This is a genomic window from Xanthomonas albilineans (genome assembly GCF_002939705.1).
Lineage (GTDB): Bacteria > Pseudomonadota > Gammaproteobacteria > Xanthomonadales > Xanthomonadaceae > Xanthomonas_A > Xanthomonas_A albilineans.
The window spans coordinates 281,168-295,412 of record NZ_MDCB01000001.1 but is presented as its reverse complement, the minus strand read 5'-3'; the positions used below and the strand labels follow the sequence as shown (position 1 = coordinate 295,412).

Sequence of the window (14,245 nt, the reverse complement as noted above, 5' to 3'; positions counted from 1 at the left end):
GTGGCTAGCAAAACCTCACAAATCGCCGTCGGGTGAGCGCGGACAGCGCGCAGGAACCGCAGCGTACAAGCGGCACATGAGGATTCCGAGCACTGCCTGCCCCCGTCCGACAGCGACGCAGTCGTTTTGTTAGGTACTCTAAGAGTGGCTAACAAACGCCCCGCATGCCAGTCACGGGGCGCGACACGCCTCAGCGGTCACCAACCACGTCCACGTCCTTTTCCGGGACGTAGCGAAAGGTGCCGGCGGTAAAGCGCGGGTTGCGCTCCCAGCCACTGAAGCTGATCTCGGTGCGCTGGCCGACCGGGTCGACCACCTCCATCCGGGCCAGGCCTTTGCCGTCGAAACCGAGCTTGGCCAACTGGAAGTTGGCCTCGGTGCCAACCTTCGGGGTCATGGTCAACCACTGTAGGCCATCGCGCGCCACCGCCTCCTCGCTGACGTCGTACTGGCGATCGAGCTTGCCCGGGTCGATCAGCGCAGTCAGCGGGCTATTTTGCTCCTCGGCCCCCTGGGTGCGCACCGTGGCTTGCTTCAAGTCCGGATCGTAGACCCACACCTTGCTGCCATCGGCCACGATCAATTGGCTATACGGCTTGCGGTACTCCCAACGGAACAGACGCGGTGCCGACAGGGCGACGCGGCCACTGGAACTCTCCTTCAGCGTGCCTTTGCCATCGTAGACCTTCTGTGCAAATTGGCCATCCAAGCCTTTGAGCCCGTGGGTGAAAGCCGTTAGATCCTCGCGTGCACCAGCGTAGGCGGTGCTGGCCAACAAGGCGGTGACGAGGACGGTATAGCGGAGTGTGCGAAGCATACGGATGGATTTCCGGACGGAGAATGCGAAGTGTGACGCACGCGTGCTGAATCGGCGATCAGACGGCGTCGTGTCGCTCAATGTTCGGTCTGCATTGCGTGGCGATCACGGTCTGCCCCTCGCGAACCCAGTTCGCGGTGTATTCACCAGCGGCGTTACGGAACCGAATGTCGGTCGGAATCGCGATGATCGGCACACTGTCCGGAAAGGTCAGCCAATAGGTCTCGCTGTGCAGAAAGCGGTAGACATCTCCGGATGGCCGACTCAGGTCTTGCGGCGTGCCCTGCAATTCCAGTTCGCCACTACCATTGAAAGCGGAGAAGGCAATGATCGACTCCTCGATGCGCTTGCGGTTTTGCTCGTTGAGCTGCACGAACATCGTGCGTCGGCCGATAGGGACACCAGGGGTCTGCCACGCTCCCTTGCCAGGGCCCGACACAATCAACGTCGCGCGGTTCACTTCGGCGGTGGCGGCGCCAACACACTACGATCGCCGTTATGTTCGGGCGGGCTGACCACGCCGGCCGCTTCCATCGCCTCGATCAGCCGCGCGGCGCGGTTGTAGCCGATCTTCAGCCGCCGCTGCACGCCGGAGATCGAAGCGCGCCGGGTTTCGGTGACGATGCGCAGCGCTTCGTCGTACAACGGGTCGGATTCGTCGCCGCCGCTTGCGCTGCTTTCGGGCAAGCCGGTCGCGCCGACCACGGTGCCGTCGCCCATGGTCTGGACTTCGTCGAGCACACCTTCGATGTAGTCGACCGGGCCACTGGCCTTGAGGTGCTCGACCACCCGGTGCACCTCCTCGTCGCTGACGAAGGCGCCATGCACTCGGTCCGGCATCGCCGTGCCCGGCGGCAGGTACAACATGTCGCCGTGGCCGAGCAGGGTTTCGGCGCCAGACTGGTCGAGGATGGTGCGCGAGTCGATCTTGGAACTGACCTGGAAGGCGATCCGGGTCGGGATATTGGCCTTGATCAGGCCGGTAATCACATCCACCGATGGACGCTGAGTGGCCAGGATCAGATGGATGCCGGCCGCACGCGCCTTCTGCGCCAGGCGCGCGATCAACTCCTCGACCTTCTTGCCGACGATCATCATCATGTCGGCAAATTCGTCGATGAAGATGACGATGAACGGCAGCGTCTCCAGCGGACGCGGCGCCTCGGCCAGATCCGGATTGGGTTTGAACAGCGGATCCATCAACGGCTGCCCGGCGTCCTCGGCATCCTTGACCTTCTTGTTGAAGCCGGCCAGGTTGCGTACCCCGACCGCGCTCATCAGCTTGTAGCGGCGCTCCATCTCCGCCACGCACCAGCGCAGGCCGTTGGCGGCCTCCTTCATATCGGTCACCACCGGTGCCAGCAGGTGCGGAATGCCCTGGTAGACGCTCAGTTCGAGCATCTTGGGGTCGATCATCAGCATCCGCAGTTCCTTGGCCGATGCCTTGTACAGCAGGCTCAGCACCATCGCATTCACCGCCACCGACTTGCCCGAGCCGGTAGTACCGGCGACCAGCAGGTGCGGCATGCGCGCCAGGTCCGCCACCGTCGGGCGCCCCGCGATGTCCTTGCCCAACGCCAGAGTCAGCGGACTGGTCGACTTGTCGTACTCCTTGGAGCGCAACAATTCGCTGAGGTAGATCATCTCGCGGCTGACGTTGGGAATTTCCAGGCCGATCACCGACTTGCCCGGAATCACGTCGACCACGCGGACCGACTTCACCGACAGACCACGGGCAATGTCCTTATCCAGGGAACTGATCTGGCTAACCTTGATCCCTGCCGCCGGTTCGATCTCGAAGCGGGTAATCACCGGCCCTGGATAGGCGCCGACCACCTGTGCATCGATACGGAAGTCCTTGAGCTTGAACTCGATTTGCCGTGACAGGGTTTCCAGAGTCTCCTCGGAATAGCCCTTGGCCTGGGGTTTTGGATCGTCCAGCAAGGCCAGCGGCGGCAGGCCCGAGGCATCGCCGCCGGTCCCATAGAACAGGGGAATCTGCTGCTCGCGCTTGGCGCGATCGCTTTTCTCCACCACTGGTGTCGGTGGCGGCTCGATCTTGACCGGCTCGCGCTTGGCGCGCTGCACCGCATCGACCTTGCGGACCTCCTCGCGCTCCTCGCGCAAGGCGCGGGTCTGCTGCCATTCGTTGGCCTGCTGGGTGCCACGCCGAGCCAGCGCCGGCAGCGTCATCACCGCTTTGCCGATACGCTCCATCAGGGCGAACCAAGACAGGCCGGTGGCCAGGGTGATCGAGACCAACAGCAGAACCAGCACGAACAGGTTGGCGCCGAGCGCACCGAAACCCGCCGCCAGCGAATTGCCAACCAGCTTGCCAAGGATGCCACCAGCCACGCCGACGTCGCCCGCGAACAAGCGCAGGTGCAGCAGCCCGGTCGCGGCGATCATCAACCCGACGATGCCCACCAAGCGTAACGCAGGACCCAGGTCGGCCTCGCCATCGCCATCGTGGTCCATGCCGAACAGCGCGATCCAGGAAATCGCACCGATCACCACAGGCAACAGGAATGCCACATAGCCGAACAGTTGCAACAACATGTCGGCGATCCAGGCGCCAAACTTACCGCCCATGTTATGGACCGGCGCGACCACGCTGCCGGTGTGCGACCACCCCGGATCGGCGACTGAATATGTCGCCAAGCTGGCCAACAGATACAGCAACAATGGCGCGATTGCGATCAGTGCCAGATCGCGCCATAGCTTCTGCCGACGCGGGTTGGGCGCGGCGGCCTGCTTGCGTGCCGCCGCATTGCCGCCCTGGGATTTACCGCGTTCCGGAACCTGCTTTGCCACGCTATAACCAGACCTTAGAAATATACCGTTAGTATTTGATAGTAAACGACTCTACCCAGAATTTCAGCAGCGCTCTTCTGAGCCGCCCTTCCCTACCGAGCGCGATGTAACCGTTGGAGATCGGGGAACACGCACGCGACCGCAAGCGCCGGCGCCATGACGTTCCATGCCGCAGCGTTTCCACAGCGCAGCTTGATTCGTCCAAGACCGGCCGCCACTCTATGGACGATCGCCGGAGTTGGTGCAGTGCCACGATTCCGCCGCCATTTCACCCTGTCCGCGAGTATACATGAGCCCTTCTGCCGCCCATTCTGCCAAGCATTCCCGCCTCCTGATCCTAGGTTCCGGCCCAGCCGGCTGGACCGCCGCGGTCTACGCCGCACGCGCCAACCTCAAGCCGGTGGTCATCACCGGCCTGCAGCAAGGCGGCCAATTGATGACCACGACCGAAGTGGACAACTGGCCGGGCGACGCCCACGGCCTGATGGGACCAGACCTGATGGCGCGGATGCAGGCACATGCCGAGCGCTTCGACACCGAAGTGATCTTCGACCACATCCACACCGCCGACCTATCGCAGCGTCCGTTCCGGCTCAGCGGCGACAGCGGCGACTACACCTGCGACGCGCTGATCATCGCCACCGGCGCCACCGCCAAGTACCTGGGGATCCCTTCGGAAGAGGCGTTCAAGGGCCGTGGCGTATCCGCCTGCGCCACCTGCGATGGGTTCTTCTACAAGGACCAGGACGTGGTCGTGGTCGGCGGCGGCAACACCGCCGTGGAAGAAGCACTGTACCTGTCCAACATCGCCCGCAAAGTCTACCTAGTGCATCGCCGCGACACCCTGCGCGCGGAAAAGATCATGCAGGACAAGCTGTTCGCCAAGGTCGCCGCAGGCAAGATCGAAACCGTCTGGCACCATGCGGTGGACGAAGTCCTCGGTAACGACGCCGGGGTCACCGGTGTGCGGGTGAAGTCCGTCATCGACGGCAGCACACGTGAACTGCCGGCCCAGGGCTTCTTCGTCGCCATCGGCCATCATCCGAACACCCAGTTGTTCGACGGCCAACTGACGATGCACAACGGCTATCTGGAAATCCGCTCAGGCCTGGGGGGCGGCGCCACCGGAACCTCGGTGCCGGGCGTCTTCGCCGCCGGCGACGTCGCCGACCAGCACTATCGCCAGGCGATCACCTCCGCCGGCTTCGGTTGCATGGCCGCGCTGGACGCCGAGCGCTATCTGGACAAGAGTGCCTGAGTCGGCGCTGCGCGCTGGCCGAGTGCGGCAGGATGCGGCCGCACTGCTGCGCGCCCGCATCTCATTGCCCTTGCGACGAAGAGAGCCACCGCAAGGGCCATCGCCATGAGCCGGGTGCGCTGGTTACGCCAGCTCGACGCGCTGCCTGCGGCCGCCTGGGACGCCCTGCACGACGGTCGCAACCCGTTCGTCACGCATGCGTTCCTTCAAGGACTGGAACGGTACGGTTGCCTGCGTCCAGACTGGGGCTGGAGCCCGCTGCATCTCACCCTGTGGGACGGCGACACCCTGGTCGCCGCCGCGCCCGGTTATCTGAAGAGCAACTCGCACGGCGAATTCGTGTTCGACCATGCCTGGGCACACGCCTACGCGCGCTACGGCCAGGACTATTTTCCGAAATGGCTGTGCGCTGTGCCTTACTCACCGGTCACCGGGCCGCGGCTACTGGCGCACGACGCACTAACGCGGCAGGAACTGCTGGAGACGATGCAGGCACTGACCGAAAGCAGCGACCTGTCCTCGGCGCACGTGAACTTTCATTGCGCCGAGGAAGACCCTGCGTTCGGCGAGGACTGGCTGGCGCGCCACGACGTGCAGTATCAATGGCACAACGACGCCGGCTGGACTGGATTCGACGACTACCTGGGCGCGATGGACCACAAACACCGTAAAAATATCCGCCAGGAGCGGGCCAAGGTGCAGCGGGCCGGGATCGAGTTCCGCGTCGTGCATGGCGACGAGGCCACGACCGCCGATCTGCAGGCCATGCATGGATTCTATCTACGCACCTTCGAAGACTACGGCAACTCCCCGGCACTGACACTCGACTTTTTCTCACATCTTGCACGAGAAATTCCTCGTAATTTTCTGATATTTCTAGCAATTTATGAAGAAATTCCGGTGGCCGGAGCTATTTGCCTGCGTGGCGGCGACACCTTGTACGGCCGTTATTGGGGGGGCGCGCCTCTGCCTGGCTTGCACTTCGAGACCTGCTATTACCAAGGCATCGACTACTGCTTGCGCGAGGGACTAACCCGCTTCGAGCCCGGCGCACAAGGACAGCACAAGATCGCCCGCGGCTTTCTGCCGCGCCTGGTCCGCAGCCGCCACTGGATCGCCGATCCGGGGTTCCGCGCCCCCCTGGCGGACTGGTGCGCGCAGGAACGCGCAGCGGTACGCGAACAGGCGCAGGCTCTGCAGCGCTCCTCGCCGTTTCGCCACGACCCGCTGAGCTGATCGGCCAGCTGACTGACGATGCGCCGTCTTCCCGTCCTGCTGGAAGCAGACCCCACCGCTCCGTTCCCGCCGCCGGAACGGGCCTTGCGCGATCCGGACGGATTGCTCGCCCTCGGTGGCGATCTGACCCCGACACGTCTGCTCGCCGCTTATGCGAACGGCATCTTCCCCTGGTACTCCGACGGCCAACCCATCCTGTGGTGGAGCCCGGATCCGCGCACGGTGTTCCGCAGCGACGGGGTGCGGCTGTCCTCGCGCTTGCGGCGCGGACTACGGCATTCGTCCTGGATCGCCCGTGCCGACACCGCCTTCGCGCAGGTGATCGACGCCTGCGCGCAGACGCCCCGAGCCGGTCAGGCTGGCACCTGGATCACCGCGCAGATGCGCGACGCCTACGTGACCCTGCACCGCGCCGGACATGCCCACTCGGTGGAAGTGTTCGATGGCACGGCACTGGTCGGTGGTCTCTATGGCGTGGCGCGCGGGCGAATGTTCTTCGGCGAGAGCATGTTCAGCGCGCGCAGCGGTGGCTCCAAGGTCGCACTGGCGGCACTGGCGATGCGTCTGCACGAATGGGGCTGGCCGCTGATCGATGCGCAAGTGGAAAATCCACACCTGCTCAGCCTGGGTGCCGAGTGCTGGCCGCGTGCGCGATTCCTCGCCGAGATCGCACCGCTCGTCGCGGCATCCGCCGAAACTATATCGTGGACCCAGCGGTTCGGCGATCTGGCAGTCATGGACATCGCCCGCGCTTGAGCAGGATTAACGCAAACTTTGCATGACCCGGGCAGGGCGAGTAGAATTCCCGCTCTTAAGGCCATTGGCCGCACACGAATCGCACAGGATTACATGTCGAAAGACGACTCCATCGAATTCGAAGGCACCGTCAGCGAGACGTTGCCCAATACCACCTTCCGGGTCAAGCTGGAGAACGGGCACGAAATCATCGCCCACATCTCCGGACGCATGCGCAAGAATTACATCCGCATCCTCACCGGCGACCGGGTGAAGGTCGAGATGACGCCATACGACCTGACCAAGGGGCGGATCACCTACCGCATGAAGTAATCCCTGCGGCGCGGATAGCGAAAAGGCGGCCTGCGGCCGCCTTTTCACGTCTGCGACATCAAGCAAACCGGATAGACACCAAGGCGACAACGGGTTTCCTGTTACCACCGCTGCGTCGTCGTCGCTGGCGTGTGCCCGGCCTTAATCCACTGTCGCAGGCAGCAGACGCTCCGGTTCGGCCTGGGTATCCACCACCAGTTCGCCATCGCGGACATCGATGGTGACGCGGCCGCCATTGACCAGCTTGCCGAACAGCAACTCGTCGGCCAATGGACGCTTGACCTTGTCCTGAATCAGTCGTGCCATCGGGCGCGCGCCCATCAAAGGGTCGAAGCCGTGCTGAGCCAGCCAATCGCGCGCGGTTGGCGTGGCCGACAACGAGACATGCTTTTCCTGCAACAGCATCTCCAGCTCGATCACGAACTTATCGACGACGCGCAGGATATGGTTGAAGGCCAACGCTTCGAACTGCACAACGGCGTCCAGACGATTGCGGAATTCCGGCGTGAAACTGCGGCGGATGACCTCCATCGCGTCGGTGGAGTGATCCTGCTGAGTGAAACCGATCGAGCGCCGCGAGGCCTGGGTCGCCCCGGCATTGGTGGTCATCACCAGAATCACGTTCTTGAAGTTGGCCTCGCGTCCGTTGGTATCGGTCAACATGCCGCGGTCCATGACCTGCAGCAGGATGTTGAAGATATCCGGATGCGCCTTCTCCACCTCGTCCAGCAACAGCACGCAATGCGGGGTCTTGACGATTTTCTCGGTCAGCAGGCCCCCTTGGTCGAAACCAACATAGCCTGGAGGCGCGCCGATCAGCCGGCTGATCGAATGCGGCTCCATGTACTCGGACATGTCGAAGCGTACCAGTTCGATCCCCAACTGCAGCGCCAGTTGCTTGGTCACCTCGGTCTTGCCGACGCCAGTGGGACCAGCAAACAGGAAATTGCCGATCGGCTTCTCCGGATTACTCAGGCCCGAACGTGCCAGCTTGATCGACGACGCCAGGGTCTCGATCGCCGTATCTTGACCGAAGATCACCATCTTGAGGTTGCGCTCCAGGTGCTGCAGCACGTCCTTGTCGGTGGCGCTGACCTGCTTGGTCGGAATCCGCGCCATCTTGGCGACGATGGTTTCGATCTCCTCAATGTCGATCAATTCCTTGCGCTGGCCTTCCGGCAGCAGCCGCTGCCGCGCCCCGGCCTCATCGATCACGTCGATCGCCTTGTCCGGCAGCAGGCGGTCGCCAATGTGCTTGACAGACAGGTCGACGGCAGCCTGCAGCGCTTCATCGGCGTAAATCACACCATGATGCGCCTCATATTTGGGCTTGAGTCCCTGCAAAATCTCGAAGGTTTCGCCCACCGTCGGCTCGACGATGTCGATCTTTTGGAAGCGTCGAGCCAACGCACGGTCCTTCTCGAAGATACCGCGGTACTCCTGGAAGGTGGTCGAGCCGATGCAGCGCAACTCGCCCGAGGACAGCGCTGGCTTGATCAGGTTGGAGGCATCCATGGTGCCGCCGGATGCCGAGCCGGCACCGATGATGGTGTGGATCTCGTCGATGAACAGCACCGCATTGGGAACCTTCTTCAACGCACTCAGCACGCCCTTGAGGCGTTTTTCGAAATCGCCGCGGTACTTGGTACCGGCGACCAGTGCGCCCAGGTCCAGCGAAAAGATCACCGCATCGGCCAGCACCTCGGGCACGCTGCCTTCGACGATGCGCTTGGCCAAACCCTCGGCGATAGCGGTCTTGCCCACGCCAGCCTCACCCACGTACAGCGGGTTGTTCTTGCGACGGCGGCATAGCACCTGGATGGTGCGTTCGATCTCGTCGGCACGACCGACGAGGGGATCGATCCGGCCGTTGCGCGCCTGTTCGTTCAGATTCGTGGCGAACTCAGCCAACGCATCTCCTTTGGGCTCGCCCTCGCCCACCTCGCTCCTGGCTTCTCCGTCGACGGATGGTGAGGCATGTTCGCCTTCCTCGCCCATTTTGGCGATGCCGTGCGAAAGGTAATTGACGATATCCAGCCGGGTGATGTCCTGCTGGTTCAGGAAATACACCGCATGCGAGTCCTTCTCGCCGAAGATCGCGACCAACACGTTGGCGCCAGTCACTTCTTTCTTGCCGGAGGACTGCACGTGATAGACCGCACGCTGCAAAACCCGCTGAAACCCCAGCGTCGGCTGGGTATCGCGACCGTCATCTTCGGCCAACCGCGCCACCGAGGCGTCGATGGCCTGTTCCAGATCGTTGCGCAGGCGATCGACATCTGCTCCACATGCCTTGAGCACGGCTTGCGCAGACGGATTATCGAGCAGAGCCAATAGCAGGTGTTCGACCGTCATGAATTCGTGACGGGCTTCCCTGGCGCGCTTGTAACACTGGCCGATGGTCTGCTCTAGATCTTTGCTGAACATGATTCACTCCGACGTCTATTGCCGACAATATTTGGCTTGAGTTGCGAATTACCACAACCGTATCGGATCAGTGTGTTCAGACCGCGTTAGTGTGTCCTAGCAGGCCGATGACCGACGCCTAGCACTATCAGGTTTTTTCCATCGTACACAACAGGGGGTGCTGGTTCATCCGCGAGAACTCGTTCACCTGAGCCACCTTGGATTCAGCCACCTCTCGGGTGTAAACGCCGCACACTCCGCGACCGCGCGTATGCACATGCAGCATCACCTGGGTGGCCCGCTCCAGATCCAAGGCAAAAAACTGCTGTAACACGGTCACCACGAACTCCATCGGGGTGTAATCGTCGTTCAGCAGCAGCACTTGGTACATCGGCGGGCGGGCGGTCTCCGGCTTGCCGGCCTCCACCATCACGCCATGGTCGTGCTCAGGGGAATTCTTACGGGGCATCGCGCAATTATATACGCCCCCTGTCCAGCGGGATTGGACGACCGCAAGCACTGCCCGCACAATTCTCTTCCCTCCGATAGCGTTTCGCATGCATCCGACGATTGCGATGGATACCGAACTCAACGACGGCAAGGACGCGCTCTGATGACACTGGCAATGTCACACTGGCAGCCCGATGTGACCGTGGCCACCATCGTGGCGCACGATGGCCGCCTGCTGCAGGTGGAAGAGGCCATTGGCGGCGCGTTGGTACTGAACCAGCCTGCTGGTCATCTGGAGCCAGACGAAAGCTTGGTGGAGGCCGCAGTGCGCGAGACACTGGAAGAAACCGGCTGGCAGGTGCGCCCAACCGCGTTCATCGGCGCCTACCAATGGAAGGCTGATAATGGCCGCCATTACCTGCGCTTCGCTTTTGCTGCCGAGCCGCTGGCACACAACCCACAGCGGCCGCTGGATACCGGCATCGTGCGCGCGTTGTGGATGACCCCGGCCGAGTTACAGCGCGCCAGATCGCGCTGGCGCAGCCCGCTGGTGTGGCAGACCGTGGCCGATTTCCTAGCCGGGCAACGCTATCCGTTAGATTTGGTGCGACAGTTGGCATGAGCACAACACGCATCATGGTCGGCGTCTCCGGGGGGGTGGATTCGTCGGTAGCGGCTTGGCAACTGGTGCAACAGGGGCACACGGTTTCTGGGCTGTTCATGCAGAACTGGGCAGACGACGGCAACGGCGATGTGCACGACAGCGCGAGCATCGCTGAAGACAGAAAACCAAAAGCGACCACATGCCGCGCCGAAGCAGACCGACGCGATGCGGTGGCGGTCTGCGGAATGCTCGGCATTCCATTCCATTTTCGCGACTTCTCCAAAGAATACTGGCAAGGCGTATTCGCACACTTCCTCGCCGAATACGCCGCTGGGCGCACTCCCAACCCGGACGTACTATGCAATCGCGAGGTCAAGTTCAAGCATTTCCTAGACGCGGCACGCGACCTTGGCGCCGAGCGGATCGCGACCGGCCACTACGCGCGGGTGGCATTCGTCGATCGCCGTTGGCGGCTGCTGCGCGGGCTGGATCGCAACAAGGACCAAAGCTATTTCCTGCACCAGTTGGGCCAGGCACAACTCGCTGCGACCCTGTTTCCCGTGGGCGAGCTGCCCAAGGAACAGGTGCGACGCATCGCCCGCCAGGCGGGTTTGCCGACCCACGCCAAGAAGGACTCCACTGGCATCTGCTTCATCGGCGAACGCGACTTCCGCACATTCCTCAGCCGCTACCTGCCGGCCCGGCGCGGCGAGATCCGCGACCCGCACGAGCAGATCGTGGCCGAGCACCCCGGCGTGTTCTATTTCACCCTGGGCCAGCGCGAAGGCCTAAACATCGGTGGCGTACGTGGCCGCGCCGCAGCGCCGTGGTACGTGATCGGCAAGGATGTGGCGCGCAATGTGCTGTACGTCGACCAGGACCGCGACAGCCCCCATCTGATGGCCACACAACTGCGCTCGGAAAGCGCCCATTGGATTGCCGGCGCACCGCCAGCGCGGCACTTCGCATGTCGTGCGCAAACCCGCTACCGGCAAGCCGACGAACCGTGCATGGTCGAGATCCGCGATGATGGCACTCTGACGGTACAGTTCACGCGTCCGCAACGGGCCGTGACTCCGGGGCAATCTCTGGTGCTGTACCAGGGCGAGGAGTGCCTGGGCGGAGCCGTGATCGCCACCACCGATGCCCCGCTGGAGCGCCGCCTGGCGCAGCGGACGCCTGCAACACACGAGGACACCAACCGATGATCGACACCATGGACACGCGTATGCTGGCGCTGGCAGGCATGGCCCAGGCCCTGCAACAGGTACGCCGCATCGCCGAAACCGGCCATTCGGAGGCATCGCTGGTGCGCACTCTGCTCGACAGCGTGTTTCGGATCGATGCACCGAGCGCGGAGGCGGTTTACGGCCACCGCAGCGACTTGGTGCCTGGCATGCGCTTATTGCACCAGTACTTTCGCAACCAGGGTCAGGACGAGGTCCTGCCACGGCTGGCGATGGCGGTAATCCAATTGGAGCGCCGTCTCGTCAGCGACACCGAAACCGACGCCAAAATCAGCGTCGGCATCGCCCGGACCGCCTTGCTGCTGAAACAGCATGGCGACAGCACACATCCTGAGGTGATCGAAGCACTGGGCCAGCTCTATGCTGGAACTATCAGTCACTTACGTCCTCGGGTGATGGTGCAAGGGAATCCACACTATCTGGGTCAGGCGGGGGTGGTCGCGGAGATCCGTGCCCTGCTGTTGGCCGCAGTGCGCTCTGCGGTACTATGGCGACAGCTGGGCGGTAGTCTGTGGGATTTCCTGCTTGCCAAGCGGCGCATGCGCGAAGCCGTGGACCTGGCACTGCGCTGAACGTCAACGCTGACGCCACCACAGGCTGGCCGTATTAGGTTACGTATCCGACAACCGCGCGACGATCAGCGCGAGGCCGCACCTAAAGAGCGCGACGGGGCGGCCGATACTGCAATCGTGACTTTGCCGAGAACGTCCATGTATTCACGCCTACTGATCCGTCTGGCCGCTCCGCTTGCCCTGACGCTGCTGTTCCCCATTGCTGCCGGCTTGGATTGGCCAGCCCCGGTCCGCTGGGCCATTCTCACCACGATGACGTTGAGTTGGTTGGGCTTCGCCGCCTGGACCGCATACAGCCAAAGCCGGCGCTCGCCGGAGCAGGCCAAAATCATGCGTGAACAGGATCAGTTGCTGAACGAGCTGCGGAGCTTCGTGGGCAATGAGATCGATGGGTCACGCAGCGATATCGAACGTGCCCGCGAACTGATCCGCCAGGCGGTCAGCGGCCTGGGAAACAGCTTCGAAGCGATGAATCGCAAATCCCGTCAGCAGAGCGTGGCGCTGGCACGGATCGTGGATCGCACTGGCGAAGATGGCGGTACAGGGGTGGACGTGGCCCGCTTCGCCCAACATGCCAGCCAGCGCATGGAACAGTTGGTGGAAGCGCTGGAACAAGTCAGCGGCCAGAGCACCACCACGGTGCACTACATCGACGACATGTCGCAGCACCTGGACGGCATCTTCGCCCTGCTGGAGGATGTCAAGTCGATCGCCGACCAGACCAACCTGTTGGCGTTGAACGCGGCCATCGAAGCGGCGCGCGCCGGCGAAGCGGGCCGCGGCTTCGCGGTGGTGGCCGACGAGGTACGCAATCTGTCCGAGCGTTCCACCACCTTCAACGAGCAGATCCGCAAGCTGGCGCACAGCTCCAAGGATGCGATCGCCAAGGTGCGCGAGACGGTCTCGCACATGGCCTCCCGCGACATGGACCGCTCCCGCGAGGCCCGTGCCGAGGCAGCGGCGATGTTGGATAACGTGGCCGCGATCAATCACTCCCTCGGCGACAGCATGCGCGAGATCTCCGAATGCGGTCGCGCCATCGACAGCAGTGTCGCCGAAGCCGTGCGCGCCCTGCAGTTCGAGGACATCGCGACCCAGGCGCTTGGCGGCGTGCATACCCACATGGACCGACTGGCCGCGATCAACCGCGAAGCAGTGGCCCTCCAGGAACTGTTGCACCGCAACGGCGGAGTATTCGACAGCGAACTGATCGATGCGCTGCAGCGGGTCGGTAAGCGTCTGCGCGATATGCGTACGGAATGGGAGCGCCCACCGCACAAGCCGGTGGCACAGCAGAGCATGGGCGCAGGCACGGTGGAATTGTTCTGAGCCTGCCGTGACCATTTCCGCGCTATGAACCGACACGTCCCCGGCTCTACCGGGGCGTGTCGTCTATGCCCTACCCGCTTGGCCTAGCCGATGTATTTCCAGTCCCTATCCAGAGGTGCGGTCATGTCCTGCGATGAGCGCAGCGATCCGCGCGACCCGGCACCGGACGCACCGGTACCGGACGCAGTTGCTCCAGCAGTGGCACTGCGTCAGCAGACGGGCAGCATACTGCGCAGATTGGAAACACTGGCCCAGGCCGAGCTGTACCAGATGCGCATAGCACGCCCCTCCATGCCGCAGGGCGCCTGCATTGCCGACAGCGTATGGGCCAGTCTGGCCTGGGACATGGGACTGAACGGAACCGCCATCGACGCTGCCGGCACACCGGCTCCGATCGTCGATTTTGTCTTGCACGACATCGACTAAGCGATTCTCGCCGCTGTC

At 63.0% G+C, this 14,245-nt stretch carries 13 protein-coding genes, 1 other RNA gene and 1 pseudogene; 9 read left to right on the top strand and 6 right to left on the bottom strand.

Annotated elements, in window-relative coordinates; all coding sequences use genetic code 11:
- Positions 1–2 precede the first annotated feature (2 nt).
- The 4 genes and pseudogenes from XalbCFBP2523_RS01270 to XalbCFBP2523_RS01255 form a co-directional block, all read right to left on the bottom strand.
- Positions 3–78, bottom strand: a non-coding RNA gene (locus tag XalbCFBP2523_RS01270) — sX9 sRNA.
- A gap of 112 nt (positions 79–190) precedes the next feature.
- Positions 191–817 (bottom strand): outer membrane lipoprotein periplasmic chaperone LolA, encoded by a 627-nt coding sequence (gene lolA, locus XalbCFBP2523_RS01265; RefSeq protein ID WP_045758001.1) that lies wholly within the window; start codon positions 815–817, stop codon positions 191–193.
- A gap of 97 nt (positions 818–914) precedes the next feature.
- Positions 915–1,211 (bottom strand): annotated as a pseudogene (locus XalbCFBP2523_RS01260) (transglutaminase); the annotation flags it as partial.
- A gap of 62 nt (positions 1,212–1,273) precedes the next feature.
- Positions 1,274–3,631, bottom strand: a complete 2,358-nt coding sequence (locus XalbCFBP2523_RS01255; RefSeq protein WP_012915960.1) for a DNA translocase FtsK — start codon at positions 3,629–3,631, stop codon at positions 1,274–1,276.
- A 289-nt stretch (positions 3,632–3,920) separates the two neighbouring features.
- On the opposite strand from XalbCFBP2523_RS01255, the gene trxB reads away from it, so the two are divergent.
- From trxB to infA, 4 genes are all read left to right on the top strand, one after another.
- Positions 3,921–4,889, top strand: a complete 969-nt coding sequence (gene trxB, locus XalbCFBP2523_RS01250) for a thioredoxin-disulfide reductase (protein WP_045765703.1) — start codon at positions 3,921–3,923, stop codon at positions 4,887–4,889.
- Between the two features lie 105 nt (positions 4,890–4,994).
- The gene (locus XalbCFBP2523_RS01245; protein ID WP_045765702.1) at positions 4,995–6,125 is read left to right on the top strand and encodes a GNAT family N-acetyltransferase; all 1,131 of its coding nucleotides are present in this window, start codon (positions 4,995–4,997) and stop codon (positions 6,123–6,125) included.
- Positions 6,126–6,143: 18 nt separating this feature from the next.
- Positions 6,144–6,881 (top strand): leucyl/phenylalanyl-tRNA--protein transferase, encoded by a 738-nt coding sequence (gene aat / locus XalbCFBP2523_RS01240; protein WP_045765701.1) that lies wholly within the window; start codon positions 6,144–6,146, stop codon positions 6,879–6,881.
- A 93-nt stretch (positions 6,882–6,974) separates the two neighbouring features.
- On the top strand, positions 6,975–7,193 hold the full coding sequence (gene infA / locus XalbCFBP2523_RS01235) for a translation initiation factor IF-1 (protein ID WP_004425677.1): 219 nt from the start codon (positions 6,975–6,977) through the stop codon (positions 7,191–7,193).
- Between the two features lie 141 nt (positions 7,194–7,334).
- Here infA and clpA read toward each other — a convergent pair whose 3' ends face one another.
- Both clpA and clpS read right to left on the bottom strand, forming a co-directional pair.
- The gene (gene clpA, locus XalbCFBP2523_RS01230; RefSeq protein WP_045760663.1) at positions 7,335–9,620 is read right to left on the bottom strand and encodes an ATP-dependent Clp protease ATP-binding subunit ClpA; all 2,286 of its coding nucleotides are present in this window, start codon (positions 9,618–9,620) and stop codon (positions 7,335–7,337) included.
- A gap of 127 nt (positions 9,621–9,747) precedes the next feature.
- Positions 9,748–10,068 carry an ATP-dependent Clp protease adapter ClpS gene (gene clpS / locus XalbCFBP2523_RS01225; RefSeq protein ID WP_045756821.1) on the bottom strand — a complete coding sequence of 107 codons (321 nt, stop codon included), beginning with the start codon at positions 10,066–10,068 and terminating at the stop codon, positions 9,748–9,750.
- 144 nt (positions 10,069–10,212) lie between these two features.
- Between clpS and XalbCFBP2523_RS01220 the strand changes: the two genes are divergently transcribed.
- The 5 genes from XalbCFBP2523_RS01220 to XalbCFBP2523_RS01200 all read left to right on the top strand — a co-directional run bounded on the left by XalbCFBP2523_RS01220 (position 10,213) and on the right by XalbCFBP2523_RS01200 (position 14,227).
- Positions 10,213–10,671 carry an NUDIX hydrolase gene (locus XalbCFBP2523_RS01220; RefSeq protein ID WP_012915954.1) on the top strand — a complete coding sequence of 153 codons (459 nt, stop codon included), beginning with the start codon at positions 10,213–10,215 and terminating at the stop codon, positions 10,669–10,671.
- Positions 10,668–11,861, top strand: a complete 1,194-nt coding sequence (mnmA, locus tag XalbCFBP2523_RS01215) for a tRNA 2-thiouridine(34) synthase MnmA (protein ID WP_012915953.1) — start codon at positions 10,668–10,670, stop codon at positions 11,859–11,861. The genes XalbCFBP2523_RS01220 and mnmA overlap by 4 nt, the downstream gene beginning before the upstream one ends.
- On the top strand, positions 11,858–12,472 hold the full coding sequence (gene hflD / locus XalbCFBP2523_RS01210) for a high frequency lysogenization protein HflD (protein ID WP_045765700.1): 615 nt from the start codon (positions 11,858–11,860) through the stop codon (positions 12,470–12,472). Before mnmA ends, hflD begins: the two co-directional genes overlap by 4 nt.
- A 138-nt stretch (positions 12,473–12,610) precedes the next feature.
- On the top strand, positions 12,611–13,801 hold the full coding sequence (locus tag XalbCFBP2523_RS01205; protein ID WP_045765699.1) for a methyl-accepting chemotaxis protein: 1,191 nt from the start codon (positions 12,611–12,613) through the stop codon (positions 13,799–13,801).
- A gap of 123 nt (positions 13,802–13,924) precedes the next feature.
- Positions 13,925–14,227 carry a hypothetical protein gene (locus XalbCFBP2523_RS01200; protein WP_012915950.1) on the top strand — a complete coding sequence of 101 codons (303 nt, stop codon included), beginning with the start codon at positions 13,925–13,927 and terminating at the stop codon, positions 14,225–14,227.
- Positions 14,228–14,245 lie beyond the last annotated feature (18 nt).

Excerpts from the sequence above, each read along its gene's own strand:
- lolA (WP_045758001.1), bottom strand. The coding sequence starts at position 817 with ATGCTTCGCACACTCCGCTATACCGTCCTCGTCACCGCCTTGTTGGCC.
- trxB (WP_045765703.1), top strand. The coding sequence starts at position 3,921 with ATGAGCCCTTCTGCCGCCCATTCTGCCAAGCATTCCCGCCTCCTGATC.
- XalbCFBP2523_RS01245 (WP_045765702.1), top strand. The coding sequence starts at position 4,995 with ATGAGCCGGGTGCGCTGGTTACGCCAGCTCGACGCGCTGCCTGCGGCC.
- aat (WP_045765701.1), top strand. The coding sequence starts at position 6,144 with ATGCGCCGTCTTCCCGTCCTGCTGGAAGCAGACCCCACCGCTCCGTTC.
- infA (WP_004425677.1), top strand. The coding sequence starts at position 6,975 with ATGTCGAAAGACGACTCCATCGAATTCGAAGGCACCGTCAGCGAGACG.
- clpA (WP_045760663.1), bottom strand. The coding sequence starts at position 9,620 with ATGTTCAGCAAAGATCTAGAGCAGACCATCGGCCAGTGTTACAAGCGC.
- clpS (WP_045756821.1), bottom strand. The coding sequence starts at position 10,068 with ATGCCCCGTAAGAATTCCCCTGAGCACGACCATGGCGTGATGGTGGAG.
- XalbCFBP2523_RS01220 (WP_012915954.1), top strand. The coding sequence starts at position 10,213 with ATGACACTGGCAATGTCACACTGGCAGCCCGATGTGACCGTGGCCACC.
- mnmA (WP_012915953.1), top strand. The coding sequence starts at position 10,668 with ATGAGCACAACACGCATCATGGTCGGCGTCTCCGGGGGGGTGGATTCG.
- hflD (WP_045765700.1), top strand. The coding sequence starts at position 11,858 with ATGATCGACACCATGGACACGCGTATGCTGGCGCTGGCAGGCATGGCC.
- XalbCFBP2523_RS01205 (WP_045765699.1), top strand. The coding sequence starts at position 12,611 with ATGTATTCACGCCTACTGATCCGTCTGGCCGCTCCGCTTGCCCTGACG.
- XalbCFBP2523_RS01200 (WP_012915950.1), top strand. The coding sequence starts at position 13,925 with ATGTCCTGCGATGAGCGCAGCGATCCGCGCGACCCGGCACCGGACGCA.